Source organism: Allochromatium vinosum DSM 180, from assembly GCF_000025485.1.
GTDB lineage: Bacteria > Pseudomonadota > Gammaproteobacteria > Chromatiales > Chromatiaceae > Thermochromatium > Thermochromatium vinosum.
On the sequence record NC_013851.1, the window covers coordinates 2,170,753 to 2,185,654 of the forward strand.

Annotated in this window: 17 protein-coding genes; 2 read left to right on the forward strand and 15 right to left on the reverse strand. The window is 66.7% G+C overall.

The window, feature by feature from the left end; genetic code table 11:
* Positions 1 to 5: 5 nt before the first annotated feature.
* The 6 genes from ALVIN_RS09415 to ALVIN_RS18165 all read right to left on the reverse strand — a co-directional run bounded on the left by ALVIN_RS09415 (position 6) and on the right by ALVIN_RS18165 (position 4,056).
* Positions 6 to 962, reverse strand: a complete 957-nt coding sequence (locus ALVIN_RS09415; RefSeq protein WP_012971090.1) for a beta-ketoacyl-ACP synthase III — start codon at positions 960 to 962, stop codon at positions 6 to 8.
* Positions 962 to 2,044 (reverse strand): phosphate acyltransferase PlsX, encoded by a 1,083-nt coding sequence (gene plsX / locus ALVIN_RS09420; protein ID WP_081442731.1) that lies wholly within the window; start codon positions 2,042 to 2,044, stop codon positions 962 to 964. The genes ALVIN_RS09415 and plsX overlap by 1 nt, the downstream gene beginning before the upstream one ends.
* A complete protein-coding gene (gene rpmF, locus ALVIN_RS09425; RefSeq protein WP_012971092.1) occupies positions 2,044 to 2,220 on the reverse strand; it encodes a 50S ribosomal protein L32 in 177 nt (58 codons plus the stop codon). The genes plsX and rpmF overlap by 1 nt, the downstream gene beginning before the upstream one ends.
* Positions 2,221 to 2,282: 62 nt before the next feature.
* A complete protein-coding gene (locus ALVIN_RS09430) occupies positions 2,283 to 2,825 on the reverse strand; it encodes a YceD family protein (protein WP_190275499.1) in 543 nt (180 codons plus the stop codon).
* Between the two features lie 420 nt (positions 2,826 to 3,245).
* On the reverse strand, positions 3,246 to 3,875 hold the full coding sequence (locus ALVIN_RS09435) for a response regulator transcription factor (RefSeq protein ID WP_012971094.1): 630 nt from the start codon (positions 3,873 to 3,875) through the stop codon (positions 3,246 to 3,248).
* 49 nt (positions 3,876 to 3,924) lie between these two features.
* The gene (locus ALVIN_RS18165) at positions 3,925 to 4,056 is read right to left on the reverse strand and encodes a hypothetical protein (RefSeq protein WP_263053321.1); all 132 of its coding nucleotides are present in this window, start codon (positions 4,054 to 4,056) and stop codon (positions 3,925 to 3,927) included.
* Between the two features lie 24 nt (positions 4,057 to 4,080).
* Here ALVIN_RS18165 and folK point away from each other — a divergent pair, with 24 nt between their 5' ends.
* Complete coding sequence (gene folK / locus ALVIN_RS09440; protein WP_012971095.1) at positions 4,081 to 4,593, forward strand: 2-amino-4-hydroxy-6-hydroxymethyldihydropteridine diphosphokinase; 513 nt, start codon at positions 4,081 to 4,083, stop codon at positions 4,591 to 4,593.
* Here folK and ALVIN_RS09445 read toward each other — a convergent pair.
* From ALVIN_RS09445 to ALVIN_RS09470, 6 genes are read right to left on the reverse strand one after another with little or no spacing between them, the layout of a single operon-like run.
* On the reverse strand, positions 4,584 to 6,425 hold the full coding sequence (locus tag ALVIN_RS09445) for a BatD family protein (protein ID WP_012971096.1): 1,842 nt from the start codon (positions 6,423 to 6,425) through the stop codon (positions 4,584 to 4,586). The two genes, folK and ALVIN_RS09445, sit on opposite strands and share 10 nt — an antisense overlap.
* Entirely contained in the window at positions 6,425 to 8,317 is a 1,893-nt protein-coding gene (locus tag ALVIN_RS09450) for a vWA domain-containing protein (protein ID WP_012971097.1), read from the reverse strand. Before ALVIN_RS09450 ends, ALVIN_RS09445 begins: the two co-directional genes overlap by 1 nt.
* 2 nt (positions 8,318 to 8,319) lie before the next feature.
* Positions 8,320 to 9,345, reverse strand: a complete 1,026-nt coding sequence (locus ALVIN_RS09455; RefSeq protein WP_012971098.1) for a VWA domain-containing protein — start codon at positions 9,343 to 9,345, stop codon at positions 8,320 to 8,322.
* The gene (locus ALVIN_RS09460; RefSeq protein ID WP_012971099.1) at positions 9,342 to 9,839 is read right to left on the reverse strand and encodes a DUF4381 domain-containing protein; all 498 of its coding nucleotides are present in this window, start codon (positions 9,837 to 9,839) and stop codon (positions 9,342 to 9,344) included. The genes ALVIN_RS09455 and ALVIN_RS09460 overlap by 4 nt, the downstream gene beginning before the upstream one ends.
* Positions 9,836 to 10,789 (reverse strand): DUF58 domain-containing protein, encoded by a 954-nt coding sequence (locus ALVIN_RS09465; RefSeq protein ID WP_012971100.1) that lies wholly within the window; start codon positions 10,787 to 10,789, stop codon positions 9,836 to 9,838. Before ALVIN_RS09465 ends, ALVIN_RS09460 begins: the two co-directional genes overlap by 4 nt.
* A gap of 13 nt (positions 10,790 to 10,802) precedes the next feature.
* Positions 10,803 to 11,825, reverse strand: coding sequence for an AAA family ATPase (locus ALVIN_RS09470; RefSeq protein WP_012971101.1), 1,023 nt, complete (start codon positions 11,823 to 11,825; stop codon positions 10,803 to 10,805).
* Between the two features lie 158 nt (positions 11,826 to 11,983).
* Here ALVIN_RS09470 and sgpA point away from each other — a divergent pair, with 158 nt between their 5' ends.
* Positions 11,984 to 12,367 carry a sulfur globule structural protein SgpA gene (gene sgpA / locus ALVIN_RS09475; RefSeq protein ID WP_012971102.1) on the forward strand — a complete coding sequence of 128 codons (384 nt, stop codon included), beginning with the start codon at positions 11,984 to 11,986 and terminating at the stop codon, positions 12,365 to 12,367.
* Positions 12,368 to 12,488: 121 nt separating this feature from the next.
* Here the strand turns inward: sgpA and accC are convergent, their stop codons facing one another.
* The 3 genes from accC to aroQ form a co-directional block, all read right to left on the reverse strand.
* Positions 12,489 to 13,829, reverse strand: coding sequence for an acetyl-CoA carboxylase biotin carboxylase subunit (accC, locus tag ALVIN_RS09480; RefSeq protein WP_043795592.1), 1,341 nt, complete (start codon positions 13,827 to 13,829; stop codon positions 12,489 to 12,491).
* Between the two features lie 109 nt (positions 13,830 to 13,938).
* Positions 13,939 to 14,406 carry an acetyl-CoA carboxylase biotin carboxyl carrier protein gene (accB, locus tag ALVIN_RS09485; protein ID WP_012971104.1) on the reverse strand — a complete coding sequence of 156 codons (468 nt, stop codon included), beginning with the start codon at positions 14,404 to 14,406 and terminating at the stop codon, positions 13,939 to 13,941.
* A 4-nt stretch (positions 14,407 to 14,410) separates the two neighbouring features.
* On the reverse strand, positions 14,411 to 14,872 hold the full coding sequence (gene aroQ / locus ALVIN_RS09490) for a type II 3-dehydroquinate dehydratase (RefSeq protein ID WP_043795593.1): 462 nt from the start codon (positions 14,870 to 14,872) through the stop codon (positions 14,411 to 14,413).
* Positions 14,873 to 14,902 lie beyond the last annotated feature (30 nt).

The window sequence follows — 14,902 nt, forward strand, 5'->3', positions numbered from 1 at the left end:
TGGAATCAATAGCGGACGAGCACCGAACCCCAGGTGAATCCGCCGCCGAAGGCTTCCATCAGCAGCGTCTCGCCGCGCTGGATGCGCCCATCGCGCACCGCCTGATCGAAGGCCAGCGGGATCGAGGCCGAGGAGGTGTTGCCATGCTCGGCGACGGTCACGATCACGCGTTCCATCGGCAGGTCGAGCTTGCGCGCCGTGGCCTGGATGATGCGGATGTTGGCCTGGTGCGGAATCAGCCAGTCGATCGCGTCCTTGGTCAGCCCGTTGGCTTCCAGGGTCTCGTCGACGATGCGCCCGAGCGTGGTGACGGCAAAGCGGAACACCTCATTGCCGCGCATCTCCAGCTTGGCCAGATCGGCCCGGCCATTGCCGTGACCGCCCGGCACCTGGAGCAGCTCCTTGTAGGCGCCATCGGCATGGATATGGGTCGAGATGATCCCCGGCTCGTCGGCTGCGCCCAGCACTACGGCGCCGGCGCCGTCGCCAAACAGCACGCAGGTGGTGCGATCGTTCCAGTCGAGCAATCGCGAGATGGTCTCGGCACCGACGACCAGTACATGCTTGGCGGCACCGGCGCGGATGTATTTGTCGGCCACGTCCATCGCATAGACGAAACCGGCACAGACCGCCTGGAGATCGAAGGCCGGACAGCCATGCACGTCCAGCCGCTGCTGGAGCAGACAGGCGGTACTTGGAAAGAATTGATCGGGCGTGGTGGTCGCGACCAGGATCAGATCCAGGTCGGCCGGATGGAGACCGGCTGCTTCCAGGGCACGGCGCGCCGCGATCTCGGCCAGATCGCAGCAGGTCTCACCCTCGGACGCCAGATGACGCTTCTCGATGCCGGTGCGCTCGCGAATCCAACTATCCGTAGTATCGACGATTGCTTCCAGATCGGCGTTGGTCATGACCCGGGACGGCAGATAGCCCCCGGTGCCGAGGATGCGCGAGAACTTCATCAGGCCGATTCCCTGTACTGCTCAGTGTCGAGATGGCGCCCGACTTGATCGCCGATGCGTTGGGGGATATTGGCGCGGATCTCCTTCTCGGCGATATAGATCGCGTTCTCGAAGGCGACTTCGTCGGCCCCGCCGTGACTCTTGACCACGATGCCGCGCAGACCCAGCAGACTCGCCCCGTTGTAGCGGCGCGGGTCCATGTCGCGGCGGAATTTCTTGAGGATCGGCAACGCGACCAAGCCGGCCAGACGGGTCAGCAGGTTGCGCTTGAACTGAGCCGAGAGCGACTGACCGATGAACTTAGCCACGCCCTCACTGCTCTTGAGCGCGACATTGCCGACGAAGCCGTCGCTGACCACGACATCCAGGTCGTCGAGATAGATGCCGTTGCCCTCGACATAGCCGACATAGTTGAGGTTGCTGCGCGCCAGCCACTCGTGGGCCTGCTTGACCTGCTCGTTGCCCTTGATCTCTTCCTGCCCGATGTTGAGCAGCGCGACCTTGGGGCGTTCGATGCCGTCGACGGCCGAGACCAGCTCACTGCCCATGACGGCGAACTGGAACAGATGCTCGGCGGTGCAGTCGACGTTGGCGCCGAGATCGAGCATATGAGTATGCCCGTGGAGCGAGGGCACGGCGGTGCAGATGGCAGGCCGATCGATGTGCGGCAGGGTCTTGAGCACGAAGCGCGCGGTGGCCATGAGAGCGCCGGTGTTGCCGGCACTGACGCAGGCCTGGGCCTCACCGTCCTTGACCAGATCGATGGCCACCCGCATCGAGGAATCTTTCTTGCCGCGCAGCGCCTTGGAGGGCGACTCATCCATCCCGACCTCCTGGGTCGCATGACGGATACGCAGCCGGTCGCGCGGGGCGTCACCGAGATAGGGCGCGAGGCGCGCCTCGTCGCCGACCAGGATCAGATCGGCGTGCGGGTTGTCGGCCAGATAGCGCAGGGCCGCCGGAACCACGACTTGGGGGCCGTGATCCCCGCCCATGGCGTCCAAGGCAATCGTGCAACGGAGCTTGGCGGCACCGCGCTCGTCCGTGGATTGCACGACGCTGAAGCGGCCCGGCGCCGACATCACTCGGCCCGATCCAGAACCTTGCGGCCGCGATAGAAACCGTCGGCCGTGACGTGATGACGGCGATGGGTCTCGCCGCTGGTCGGGTCGACCGACAGAGTCGGCTTGGTCAGCGCATCGTGCGAACGGCGCATGCCGCGCTTGGAAGGAGTCTTGCGATTCTGTTGGACGGCCATTGGTACTCTCCAGTGTGGGAGGTGCGCGGAACCCGGCCGCCTCCCGATCGTGTGTCAAAAATCTACTGTTGCTTCAGGCGTTCGAGGATGGCGAATGGATGGCGCGGTTGCTCCATGTCCTCGGCGGACGGCCGCTCCGGTTCGGGCATCGCGTTCCTGTCGCCACTCGCCGCCTCGGGCGCTTGGCACTCGCCGACCGGATGCCGGGGAAACGGCGGGATCGCGAGCAGGAGTTCGTCTTCGATGAGTTCGAACGGATCAAGACTGTCGTCCGTCACCACCAGCGTTTCATAGTCGCTCTCGGACGCTTTGGCGTTCGGCTCGACTCGCACCAGACGCAGCGCCAGGGGCGCCTCCAGATCGAGCCAGAAATCACTCAGGCAGCGCTGACAGAGCAGGCGTAGCCGCACCCGCGCCCAGCCTTCGAGTATCGGCCCCAACTCCGCGTTGCGTCCGAATTCGAGCCGATATGCGACGCGCGCCAGCGCCTCACCCTTGTCGGCGATCCCGACCTCCAGCAGTCTGGGAAAGCGCTCCAAGGGCAACTCACCCCCGAACGACAAGCCGCTCTTGGCGGCGCGCCAGGGGTCTATATGATCAGGCAAGGCGGTCGACATAAGCGCGCAAGCCTAACCGATGGCCAAGATCGCCGTCAATCACATGAGTCCTTGAAATCCTGACTCGGCGCACAAAAAAAATTCCCCCGTCACCCCAGCGGACCGAAGTCGACGGAGGTAGCGAGGGTATGCGAATGGATGAACGCGCTCTATCCCGAACTCGGACCGACCGGATGCCGGCCACGCCATGGCGCGCGATTTCGTGTGTCAGTCCTCGGACGGGTCGCGAATCCGACCGAGGGATCTCCTCGTCTTCTTCTCTTTGTCTACGAGCCGGCGATGATCTGCAATTTCAATCGCCTGCATTGAAGAATTAGAATAGACGAAGCCATCGAAAGGAGATATCCGTAGGATCACTCAATTCGACTCCCGGTCCGCCAAACACGGCTCGACCCTCCTGCCCCCGTCTCAGGCCCCCGAACGCGGCTCGAGTGTTTGACACACGACCGACATCCGGCAGAGTTCAGCGAGATTGCCGGCCCCCATCTTTTCCATCATGCGTGCGCGGTGGTTCTCGACGGTGCGCGGGCTGATGCCGAGCTGGCGGGCGATGTCCTTGTTGGTCAGGCCACGTGTGGTCAGGGTCAGAACCTCGTGCTCGCGCGGGGTCAACTGCCGGAAACGCTCGCGGATGTCGTATTCGGTGGCGGCCTCCTCGCGTCGACGCCGGTCCTCGGCAAAGGCATCCTCGATGCGCTGGAGCAACTGCTCGGTGCTGGCGGGCTTTTCAAGGAAGTCGATCGCCCCGCCCTGGATGGCGCGCACCGTGGTCGGCACATCACCGAAGGCGGACAGGAAGATGATCGGCAGCAGGGCGCCGCGCTCCAGCAATTCGCTTTGCAGATCCAGCCCGGTCATGTCCGGCATGCGCTGGTCGAGTACCAGGCAGCCACGCTCATCGGGCGAGAAGGCGGCGAGAAAGGCGGCCGGCGTCGGGAAGCTGCGGACCGGGTAGCCGGCCAGCTCCAGGATCAGTGTCAGCGAATCACGCATCCCCTGATCGTCGTCGACCAAAAAAACGGTTTGCACTTCATTCATGGTCCCAAGGCCTGTCCAGAGCAACAGCAAACATCCGTAAGATATCCCCTCAACCGCTTTCAGGTGAAACGACGTATAGCATGTTGGTTTTTTTCATGAAACGACCGCTGGTCGGATCGGTTCGGCTACAGCAGATGCGGGCGACCCCGGCGGCGATCAACCGGATATCGGCGATCGGCACGCCTCGACTCCAGGGCTTGGGCGCATGAGTCAGGAGACGCGCGCCTTCATCGCCATCGGTTCGAACATCGAACCCGAGCGCCACATCGCGCTCGGACTGGAGGCGCTGAGCCAGATCCCGACGACCCGGATCGGGGCGGTCTCGTCGTGGTATCGCACCCGCCCCTGGGGGCTGGAAGCGCAGGCGGAGTTCATCAATCTGGTGGTGGAAGTCTGGACGCGGCTGACGCCGTCGGCGCTGCTGGCCGCGACTCAGGGGGTCGAGAATCGGCTTGGACGGATACGCGCGCAGGTCAATGGTCCGCGCACGCTCGATCTCGACATCCTGCTGTATGGTGAGCGCGTCGACGACATGCCGGAGCTAAGGCTACCGCACCCCGGCCTTCTGTTACGTGACTTCATGCTGATCCCCTTGCTGGAGATCGCGCCCGAGGTCATGCATCCCGAGCGCGGACACCCCATCGCCGAGCTGACGGACGAGATCCGTTACCATCAAATCATTGATCGGATTCCGGACGCCTCTCAGGCTCACGGGTAGAGCTCGGGAATCGGCGATGCGCGATCGGATGCGTCGGCACGCGCCGCGCCGAGATGCGGCTCCAGCCGCTTCCAGGCCGTCTCGCCGTCCCAGGTCTCGCTCGGCGGGGCGTAGATGGCGCGGTCGATGGCACGCAGGACGGAAGACGCCTCGGGGGCGCCGAAGCTGGTGGCGACGGCCTCCAGTCCGGTCGGGCTCTGGTCTGGCCAGCGGGCGCGCGCCCAGTCGATGAGGGCGATGCGGGCGGCGCGCGGATCTCGGGCAAGACAGGCGGCGCGGACTGCACGACGCGCCGGGTCGAGTCCGGGGGCGGCCGACGGCGGCGCGGAGGGCGTGCCACGGAAGCCGAGATCGGCCAGCTGACCGCCCGTCCGGGCACGGCGTTCGCGCTGCCAGAGATAGAGCGTCGCTCCCCAGCCGCCGGCGAGCACGCTGATCAGCGCCAGCCAGGGCCAGCCCCCCCAGCCCCGGTCGGCCCCGGATGTCGGGCGCGGTTTGGACTCGGAATCAGGCGCGGACACGGATTCCGGCGCGGATGCCGGATTGGGCGACGCGGGAACAGGTACCGGCCGGCTGGATGGACCGCCAGGCGCGGGTGCCACCTCGACAGTCCGCGCCGGGATCACGGCGACCCGCGCCCGATCCGTGCGCGTATCCCACCAGTCGAGCCGGATCTCCGGGAGGGTCAGGGTTCCGGGGCGCATCGGGACGAGCGCGAACTTGAGGGTCTTGATCGCCGCCGGTGCCGGGCCGCTGGTCAGATCCTCGCCGCGCGGCTGATCGGGATAGACCTGGACGCCGTCGAGTGCGCCCAGACCGAGATCCGGCAGTTGCGCCGCCGTCGTCCCCTCGGCGGTGATCGTGAGGATGCGGGTGATCGGTTCGCCGACCTGAAAGACCGGCGGACTCGGCGTCCACTCGTCCGTGAGCTGGAGCGAGGTGGCGGGCAGCCAGCTCGTACCGGAGTTCGCCGCCGGCTGCGGACGCACCTGGAGTTCGATGTCGCGCGCGCGCTCGACCACGCGCCGCCCCGGATGGGTGACGCCCGGCATGGCTGGAAAGCCCTGGAAGAGCCGTCCGCCAAAGGCTTGATCCAGCTCGGCGAAAGGATCCTGCCGCGCGCCCTGGCGCGGATCGTCCAGCCTGGCCTCCAGGCGCGGCGACTGGACGGTGATCGATCCGCTGTGCTGGGGGGTCAGTCGGTAGCGTCGCTCGATGACGCGATAGACCCGGCCTTCGCGCGTCTCGTCATAGGCGCGATCCTCACCCAGACGCTGTACCGTGGCGCCCTCGACTTCGGGCTCGGAGAGCACCGCGCGCTGCGGCGGCTGGCGGTAATAGACCTTGATCCGGTATTCGATGGGTTGCAGGACATAGGGCGTGGTGGTCTCGACCTCGGATTCGACGAAGAGCGCCTTGGGACCGGACTGATCCGGCTGACCGGATCGGGCGGAGGTTCCGCCCGGCTCGACGACCTCGATGCTCAACGGCCGGCTGCTGTCGCGTCCGGCCTGGATGGCGGGAATGGTCAGACGGCCCACGCGCTTGGGCGCCAGTTGCAGGCTCCACTGACGACTGTGCGAGATGCGTCCGTTGATGATGCTGGTCACCTGGCTCTGCCCACGGCGCAGAATGTCGAAGTCCGATTCCAGGGGCGCGAAATCCGGCTCAGCGTCCACATCGCCCTCGGCGCTGAGCCGCAGTTCCAGCACTTCGCCCAGCTCCAAACGCTGCCGATCCGCCTGAACGCTCACATCAGCCGCCAGAACCGACGACGGCAGCGTCAGCCATAGGAAAGCCAGCAGGATCGCATGTCCGTATCGTTGTGCCATCACGGTAACTGACCCTCGCGACGCAGATGTTGCAGAAGAAAACGCTGACGCAGCAGTCCGGCCGGGTCGTCCGGCACCTGACGCAGCCGGGCCTCCATGGCCTGTTCGCGCTCGCGTTCCTCGGGCGAGCGGTCATCCAGCGCCTTGGGTGAAGTGCTTGAAGTGTCCGGCGACTCACCCACTTTCGCTTTGGCCGGCTCGGCGCTCACCGACTGGCTCGACTTCGAATCCGGCTCCGTCGCCTGACCATCGACCGCGATGTCTTCCGGCGACGGTTCAGCGGCTTCCGATTTCGTCTCTGGCTGTTTGGCCTGTTCCTGGCCCGAACTGGAATCGGCACCAGCGTCAGGTTCAGACGCTCGATCCTGATTCGCCGCCTGAGATTCATTGGGTCCAGTTTCACCGGACTGGTCTGCTTCGGACTTCGAGGTATCGGTTGAGTCGGACGCCGATTCCGAAGGCTCGGATGTCGATGAGGACTCCTGGCTCTCTCTGGATTGGTCGCCCTGAGACTGGTCGTTCTGTGGGGGCGACTGATCGAGCAGCCGGCGCACCAGCTCCAGGTTGTGGCGCGCGTCGGCCTGGTCAGGATCCTGTTCGAGCACGCGCTCATAGGCCGCCGCCGCCTCTTCGAGCCGCCCCAGGCGCGCGAGCGCATTGCCGCGATTGTACTCAGGCGCCGCTCCAGCGAGTCCGTCGAGCGCGTCGAGTGCCTGTTCGAACTGACCGGCGCGATAGCTGGCTGCCGCGCGCCAGGCCGGGTCGCTGAAGTGCTCGGCGGCCGAATCGGGACGTCCGGCAGCCAGTTCACGCGCGCCCTGCTGATCGGCACTCCACCAGAGGTCGGCCCACTCGAACGCCAGTGCCCGATCGGGCGGTACGAGCAGCGCCGCCGCCAACACCGGAACCAGCCAGCCGCGCCGGAAGGCCAGCGCCGCCAGCGGCAGCAACAGCAGAATCAACCACGGGCCCTCCTCGCGCCAGCGGTCTGCCGTCAGCCGCGATGCCTCGATGCGCGTTTCGGGTCGGGGCGTAGCGGCGATCAGGGCCTGGGTATCGGCCTCACCCACGCCGGCTTCCAGATAACGCCCGTTGCCGGTGCGCGCCAGCTCGCGCAGCCGGTCACGTTCCAGACGGGCGATCTGGAGTGCGCCGTCGACGCCCTGCTCGAAGCCGCCGCCCGGACGCGGCACGGGCGCGCCGTCCAGCGTGCCGACCGCCAGCACCGAGAGTCGATGTCCGGCGTCGGCCAGACGGCGCGCCGACTCCAGTGATCCGGCCAGATTTCCAACCCCATCCGTGATCAGAATGACATGCCCGGCCCCACCGCCCGCGCGCTCCAGCATCCCGGCCGCCATCTCCAGCGCGCGTTCGGTGCGGCGCGCACCAGGCACGGGAATGAGATCCGTGGTGAGCATCGGCACCTGGGCGGCGATGGTGTTGGCATCGGCGCTCAGCGGCGAGACCAGAAAGGGGTCGGGGCCGAAGGCGATCAACCCGACCTGCCCCTCGCGCATGGCCTTGAGCAGATCCAGGGTCTCGAAGCGGGCGCGCGTCAGGCGCGAGGGCGAGACATCGGCGGCATTCAGGCTCGGTGAGAGATCCAGCAGGATCACCGAGCGCGCGTCCAGGCTGAAGACCGGCTGCGGCAACTGACGCCAGACCGGTCCGGCGAGCGCCACCACCAGGATCAGCCAGCCGACTCCGAGCAGGACGAGCGGCCAGCGGCCAGAACCTTCCGCGCCGCCAACTAGCAGATGCGGCAGCAGATGCGGATCGACGAGTGCCGACCAGGTGTCGGCGCCCGCCCGACGGCGCCAGAGCCGCCACAGCAGCCAGGCGAGCGGAATCAGAGCCAGAAACCAGAGTGGGCGCAGAAACAGCATGGCCATGTTCAGGGCGTTCGGTCGGTGAAGGCGCGTCCTGGACGGCGATCCAGCATTCCAGCATCGAGAACGATCAGCAGGATCGGCAGGATCAGCGCCAGCGCGGCGGGCCAGACGAAGAGTGCGCGTTGCGGACGATAGGTACGCTGCTCACGCTCGCTCGGCTCCAGCCGGTCCAGCTCGTCATAGACGGCTTCCAGTTGCTGGCGGCTGTCGGCGGTGAAGGCGCGCCCGCCGGTGATCTCGGCGATACGCTCGAGTGTAGCCGGGTCGAAGTCGCTGGCCTGGCGCAGCAGACGCATTCCAAACAGCGAGCGCACGCCCAGTTCGCCGCCGCCGATGCCGATGGTGTAGACACGCACACCGGCTTGGGCGGCCAGTTCGGCGGCTTCCAGTGGATCGAGCGCGCCGGCGGTGTTGTCGCCATCGGTCAGGAGGATCAGGACGCGCTGACCCTCGGGTTGTTCACGCAGACGCTTGACCGCCAGCCCGATGGCGTCGCCGATCGCCGTCTCACGTCCGGCCAGTCCGACGACCGAATCACGCAGCATGGCGGCGACCGTGGCACCATCGAAGGTCAGGGGCGTCTGGAGATAGGCGCGGGTGCCGAAGAGGATGAGCCCGAGCCGGTCGCCCGCGCGACGTTCGACGAAGGCCGAGGCGACCGTCCGCACCACGGCCAGACGCGAGACCGGGCGCCCATCGAGTTCGTAGTCTTCCTGCGCCATGCTCCCTGAGACATCGATCGCCAGCATCAGATCGCGTCCGGCCAGAGGCAGCGGGACCGGCGCGCCGACCCATTGCGGACGCGCCGCCGCGAGCACCAGCAATCCCCAGGCGAGCAGTCCGATCAGCACGCGCCAGCGGTACCACTCGGACGGCCGGGGCCGACGCCCGACCGACTCGGTCCCGAGACCGACGTGGATCGGAAAGCGCAGGGCCGCGCCAACATCGTCGCGCGCGGGCGGCAGCCAGCGCGTCAGCACGGGCAATGGCAGTGCCAGCAACACCCAGGGCCAGGCAAGCGTGATCATCGTTTGCCTCGTATTGAATTGGCGTTGAACTCGATCCACCGCTCGACCAGTTGCGCGAGCCGCTCGGGATCGAAATCGATCTGGTCGGCAGGGCGATAGGCCGAGTCGACCAGCACGCGCCCGATGCCGCCGCTGAACTCGCCGGTACCACAGGTCGCATCCAGAAAAGCCAACCAGTCGTCCCCGGTCAAACCCGCGATCTGGTCGCGCGGATACCGCGCCAGCGCCAGACGGCGCAATAAACGCGACAGCTCGGCCAGATAACGCCGCCGATCGCCATGGACCGCCAGCTCGCGCCCCAACCGTTCGAGTTCACGCCGCGCGGCCCGCTGGAGCGAGGTTCGGTGTCGCCGGCGCACCCCAAAACGCACGACCACAAGCAAGCCCGCCAGGACCAAGACCGCCACCAGCCACCAGCCAGGCGCCAGCGGCCACCAGGACACCGGGTCGGGTAGATGCCAGTCACGCAGATCGGCCAGCGGATCGGCCGTCATGACACCCGCCTCGCTGCCGGAATCGCACGCCGTGTCCCGAGCGCCAGCGCCAGGGCCGGACCGACCGGATCGACGGTCGACAGCCTGAGCCAATGCGCGCCATGCCGCCGCGCCAGTCGTTCCAGCAACGCCAGCCGCTGCTCGAACGCCGCCTGATAGCGCGTTCGCGCCCCAACGCCGGTCAGATCCAGGATTCCGCGCCGACCGCCCATCAGCACCGGATAGCGGCCGGCGGGCGGCGCATTGGCTTCGATCGGATCATGAACCAGCACCAGCAGCAACTCACTCCCCGAAGCCAGGCGCGCGATCCAGGCCCCATCCGGTTCGTCCAGATCAGCGAAGTCGCTGACGAGCGCGATCAGGCTCCCCGAACGCACCCGTGCGGCCAGATGCGACGCGGCCGCCGCCAGACTGGTCCAACCGCCCGTCTCCATCGCCGGTTCCGCAGGCGCGGCCAGACGTTCGAGCAGCGGCAGCAGACCCGCGCTGCGTGCGGCCGGCCGGCGCTCCAGATGACGCGCCTCGTCGAACACCAGTCCACCGACCCGGTCGCCGCGATCCACCGCCGCCCAGCCGAGCAGCGCCGCCACGCGCGCCGCGACCACCGACTTGAAGGCCACGCGCGTCCCGAACCGCATCGACGGCCCCTGATCGACCAGCAGCCACACAGGGCGCTCGCGCTCCTCGCGAAACAATTTCACATGCGGCGTCCCGGCACGCGCGGTGACGCGCCAGTCCATGTTGCGCGGATCATCACCCGGCAGATAGACGCGCGACTCGTCGAACTCCATGCCACGACCGCGAAAGCGCGACAGATGACCGCCGCTGCGCGTGGCCAGCACCCGCCCGCGTGGCGCCAGATCCAGCCGACGCGCCTGAGCACGGAGCGCGATGAGTTCGCGCAGATCGGCTCGCAGGCCGTTTGGCGTCCGGTCGTTCGCCTCCACCATGCGCCGGCCTCGCTCAGGGCGCCGGAACGCGCGCCAGCAGCGCCGTGACGAAATCGTCCGCACAGCGCCCCTCGGCCTCGGCTTCATAGGACAGCAGCACCCGATGACGCAGGACGTCGGGCGCGAGCGCCTGAACGTCCTCGGGCGAGACGAAGTCGCGCCCCGCCAGCCAGGCCCGGGCGCGGGCGCACCGATCCAGCGCGATGGTGGCGCGCGGACTGGCACCGAACCGCAGCCAGCCGTCGAGATCGCGCGCATAGGCGCCGGGGCGGCGCGTGGCCATCACCAGATGCACCAGATAGTCCTCGACTTCAGGGGCCATGTAGAGATTCAGGATCGCCCGCCGCGCCGCGAAGACCTCGGCCTGGGTCAGAACCAGCTTCGGCGCATCGTCCGGTTCGCGCCGCGCCTGCTCGCGGTTGAGCCGCAGGATGGCGCGCTCGGTCTCCAGATCCGGATAGTCGACGCGCACATGCAGCAGGAAGCGATCGAGCTGAGCCTCGGGCAACGGATAGGTGCCCTCCTGCTCGATCGGGTTCTGGGTCGCCATGACCAGAAAGAGTTCGGGCAGCGGATAGGTCTCGCGTCCGACCGTGACCTGACGCTCGCCCATGGCCTCCAGCAGCGCCGACTGCACCTTGGCCGGGGCGCGGTTGACTTCGTCAGCCAGCAGCAGATTGTGGAAGATGGGACCGCGATCGAAGCGGAAACTGCCGTCGTGCGGGCGATAGATCTCGGTGCCGGTCAGATCGGCCGGCAGCAGGTCGGGGGTGAACTGGATACGGTGGAAGTCGCCCTCCAGACCGGCGGCCAGGTGCTTGACGGCTGTGGTCTTGGCCAGCCCTGGAGCCCCCTCGACCAGCAGATGCCCGTCGGCCAGCAGCGCGATCAGCAGCCGCTCAATCAGGCCGTGCTGCCCGAGGATGGCGCGCCCGACCTGATCGCGCAGTGCCGCGAAACGCTGGGCTAGAGCTGCTGTGCTGTACGCTTGGGCGTCCGCGCCCTTGTTCAAGTCCAGGTTGGGGCTCTGTTCCAAGGCTCGCCTCCTCGCAAAGATCTCAGCCGATCGATGCCTATAGGTTTGCAGGTTTCGCCGGTCGATGCCGTTAAAATTTTTTCAGGTGCATTGTGGATGCCTACCCCGGCCCCTATACTGGCTCAGCCATTCCGGCTCCACAACTTGAGGAAGACACAATGATCAAATCCAACCGGATCACCGCTTGCGCTCTCGCCGCGCTCTTCGCCGGCGCCTCATTCTCCGCAAGCGCCTGGTGGGGTGGTCCCGGCTACGGCAACGGCCTCTGGGACAACATGGGTGACATGTTCGGCGATGGCTATGGCGACTTCAATATGAGCATGGGCGGCGGCGGTCGCGGTTACGGCCGTGGTTATGGTCGCGGCAATGGCTATGGTTACGGCGCGCCCTACGGCTATGGTGCGCCCTATGGTTATGGCGCCCCCTACGGCTACGGCGCTCCCTATGGTTACGGCGCACCTTACGGCGCCATGCCCTATGGCGCGATGCCGCCCCAGATGCCGGCCGCTCCTGCCCAGCCACAGGCCGCTCCGAGCCGTTGAGGCTCGATCCGCCCAGGGTGATCGGCCGCGCGCGCTGGCGGCCACACTGAAAACGCCTCGCTCTTCCGAGTCGAGGCGTTTTTGCGTTTGAGGCGTGCCGATAACGGCAAAGACCTCGCCGCTAGAGGCCGAGCATCTTCTCCAGATAGTGGATATTGGCGCCGCCGGCCAGGAAGGCCCCATCGCGCATGATCGAGCGCTGGAGCTTGATGTTGGAGTGGATGCCCTCGATGACCGTCTCACGCAGGGCATTGCACATGCGTGCCACCGCCGACTCGCGGTCCTCGCCGTGGGTGATGAGCTTGCCGATCATCGAGTCATAGTGACAGGGCACGGTATAGCCCGAGTAGATATGGGTCTCGATCCGCACTCCAGGCCCGCCCGGCGCGTGGAAGTCGGTGATCTTGCCCGGACTGGGCATGAAGGTCTCGGGATGCTCGGCGTTGATGCGGCACTCGATGGCATGTCCGCGCATCTGGATGTCCGACTGGCGGTAGCGCAGCGGCTCGCCGGCGGCGATCAAGATCTGCTCCTTGACGATGTCGACGCCCGTGACCATCTCCGTGACCGGATGCTCGACCTGGACGCGGGTGTTCATCTCGATGAAATAGAACTGCCCGTTCTCGTAGAGGAACTCGAACGTCCCCGCCCCGCGATAGCCGATCGAGCGACAGGCCGCCGCGCAGCGCTCGCCGATCTCGCGACGCTGTTCCTCGGTGATACCGGGCGCCGGCGCCTCCTCCACCACCTTCTGATGACGCCGCTGCATCGAGCAGTCGCGTTCGCCGAGATGGATGGCGTTGCCCATCTGGTCGGCCAGTACCTGGAACTCGATATGACGCGGGTTCTCCAGATACTTCTCCATGTAGACCATGTCGTTGTTGAAGGCTGCCGCCGCCTCGGCCCGGGTCAGCGCGATGGCGTTGAGCAGCGTCGCCTCCGAGTGCACGACACGCATCCCGCGCCCGCCGCCGCCGCCGGAGGACTTGATCATGATCGGATAGCCGATCTCGCGCGCCAGCTCCAGGGTGCGCTTCTTGTTGTCGTCGATCGGACCGTCGGACCCTGGGACGCAGGGCACGCCGGCCGCCTTCATCGCCGCGATGGCCGAGACCTTGTCGCCCATGAGACGAATGGTCTCGGGACGCGGGCCGATGAAGATGAAGCCCGACTTTTCGACCCGCTCGGCGAAGTCGGCGTTCTCGGACAGGAAGCCGTAGCCGGGATGGATGGCGACCGTATCCGTGACCTCGGCGGCGCTGATGATGGCCGGAACGTTCAGATAACTCTGCATCGCCGGCGCCGGACCGATGCAGACCGATTCGTCAGCCAGCAGCACATGCTTGAGATCGCGGTCGGCCTCGGAATGGACGGCGACCGTCTTGATGCCGAGCTCGCGGCAGGCGCGCAGGATGCGCAGCGCGATCTCGCCACGGTTGGCGATCAAAACCTTTTCGATCATTGCGGACATGATGGGGATGCCTTGGGTTGTGAGCGGCCAGGCGGGCCGATCCGGCGCGCGCGGCGCCGCCCGGCCCCTGGATGAGGAGGATCCCGATGGATCCCGCGACTCAGTCGATCAGGAACAGCGGCTGGTTGTACTCGACCGGCTGCCCGTTCTCGACCAGGATGCGCTTGACCGTTCCGGATTGCTCGCATTCGATCTGATTGAGGATCTTCATCGCCTCGATGATGCAGAGCGTGTCGCCGGCCTTGACCGACTGACCTTCCTCGACGAAGGACTTGGAGCCCGGCGAGGGCGCGCGATAGAAGGTGCCGACCATGGGCGAGCGCACCAGGGTGCCGGTGAGTTCGTCCTCGTCGTCATCGCCCGCCGACTGAGCGGGGGCCGGTGCGGCGGCCGGCTGGGGGGCGGCGCCCGCCATGGGCATCCCCTGGGGCATGTAGAACGGCATCGCCGCACCGCCGCTCACCTGGCGGCTGATGCGGACCGATTCCTCGCCCTCGTGGATCTCGATCTCGGCGACGTCGGATTGCTCCAACAACTCGATCAGCTTCTTGACCTTGCGAATGTCCATCGTTTCAGTGGTTCTCGTTCGTTGGGTTCTGGTCCAGTCGACCGAACGCGGCGCGCAGCGCCAGCGCATACCCCTCGGCCCCGAGTCCGCAGATCACGCCCACCGCGATATCGGAGAAATAGGAGTGGGCGCGGAATGGCTCGCGGGCGTGCACGTTCGACAGGTGCACCTCGATGAAGGGGATGGCCACGGCCAGCAGGGCATCGCGCAAGGCGACGCTGGTGTGAGTGAAGGCGGCCGGATTGATGAGGATGAAACGCACACCGTCGCGGCCGGCCTGGTGGATGGTCTCGATCAGGACGTGCTCGGCGTTGCTTTGCACGAAGGCCAGCTCATGGCCGGCGTCCTGAGCCATGGCCGTGAGCGTGCGCTCGATGTCGGCCAGGGTGACGCGCCCGTAGTGACCGGGTTCGCGCGTACCGAGCAGATTGAGATTGGGTCCGTTCAGGACCAGGATCGAGGCCATGGCGCCAACCGCTTGCAGACCAAAAGAGGT

Excerpts from the sequence above, each read along its gene's own strand:
- ALVIN_RS09450 (WP_012971097.1), bottom strand. The coding sequence starts at position 8,317 with ATGGCCATGCTGTTTCTGCGCCCACTCTGGTTTCTGGCTCTGATTCCG.
- accC (WP_043795592.1), bottom strand. The coding sequence starts at position 13,829 with ATGATCGAAAAGGTTTTGATCGCCAACCGTGGCGAGATCGCGCTGCGC.
- ALVIN_RS09465 (WP_012971100.1), bottom strand. The coding sequence starts at position 10,789 with ATGGTGGAGGCGAACGACCGGACGCCAAACGGCCTGCGAGCCGATCTG.
- rpmF (WP_012971092.1), bottom strand. The coding sequence starts at position 2,220 with ATGGCCGTCCAACAGAATCGCAAGACTCCTTCCAAGCGCGGCATGCGC.
- plsX (WP_081442731.1), bottom strand. The coding sequence starts at position 2,044 with ATGTCGGCGCCGGGCCGCTTCAGCGTCGTGCAATCCACGGACGAGCGC.
- folK (WP_012971095.1), top strand. The coding sequence starts at position 4,081 with ATGAGTCAGGAGACGCGCGCCTTCATCGCCATCGGTTCGAACATCGAA.
- ALVIN_RS09460 (WP_012971099.1), bottom strand. The coding sequence starts at position 9,839 with ATGACGGCCGATCCGCTGGCCGATCTGCGTGACTGGCATCTACCCGAC.
- aroQ (WP_043795593.1), bottom strand. The coding sequence starts at position 14,872 with ATGGCCTCGATCCTGGTCCTGAACGGACCCAATCTCAATCTGCTCGGT.
- ALVIN_RS09455 (WP_012971098.1), bottom strand. The coding sequence starts at position 9,345 with ATGATCACGCTTGCCTGGCCCTGGGTGTTGCTGGCACTGCCATTGCCC.
- ALVIN_RS09415 (WP_012971090.1), bottom strand. The coding sequence starts at position 962 with ATGAAGTTCTCGCGCATCCTCGGCACCGGGGGCTATCTGCCGTCCCGG.
- ALVIN_RS09445 (WP_012971096.1), bottom strand. The coding sequence starts at position 6,425 with ATGGCACAACGATACGGACATGCGATCCTGCTGGCTTTCCTATGGCTG.
- accB (WP_012971104.1), bottom strand. The coding sequence starts at position 14,406 with ATGGACATTCGCAAGGTCAAGAAGCTGATCGAGTTGTTGGAGCAATCC.
- sgpA (WP_012971102.1), top strand. The coding sequence starts at position 11,984 with ATGATCAAATCCAACCGGATCACCGCTTGCGCTCTCGCCGCGCTCTTC.
- ALVIN_RS09435 (WP_012971094.1), bottom strand. The coding sequence starts at position 3,875 with ATGAATGAAGTGCAAACCGTTTTTTTGGTCGACGACGATCAGGGGATG.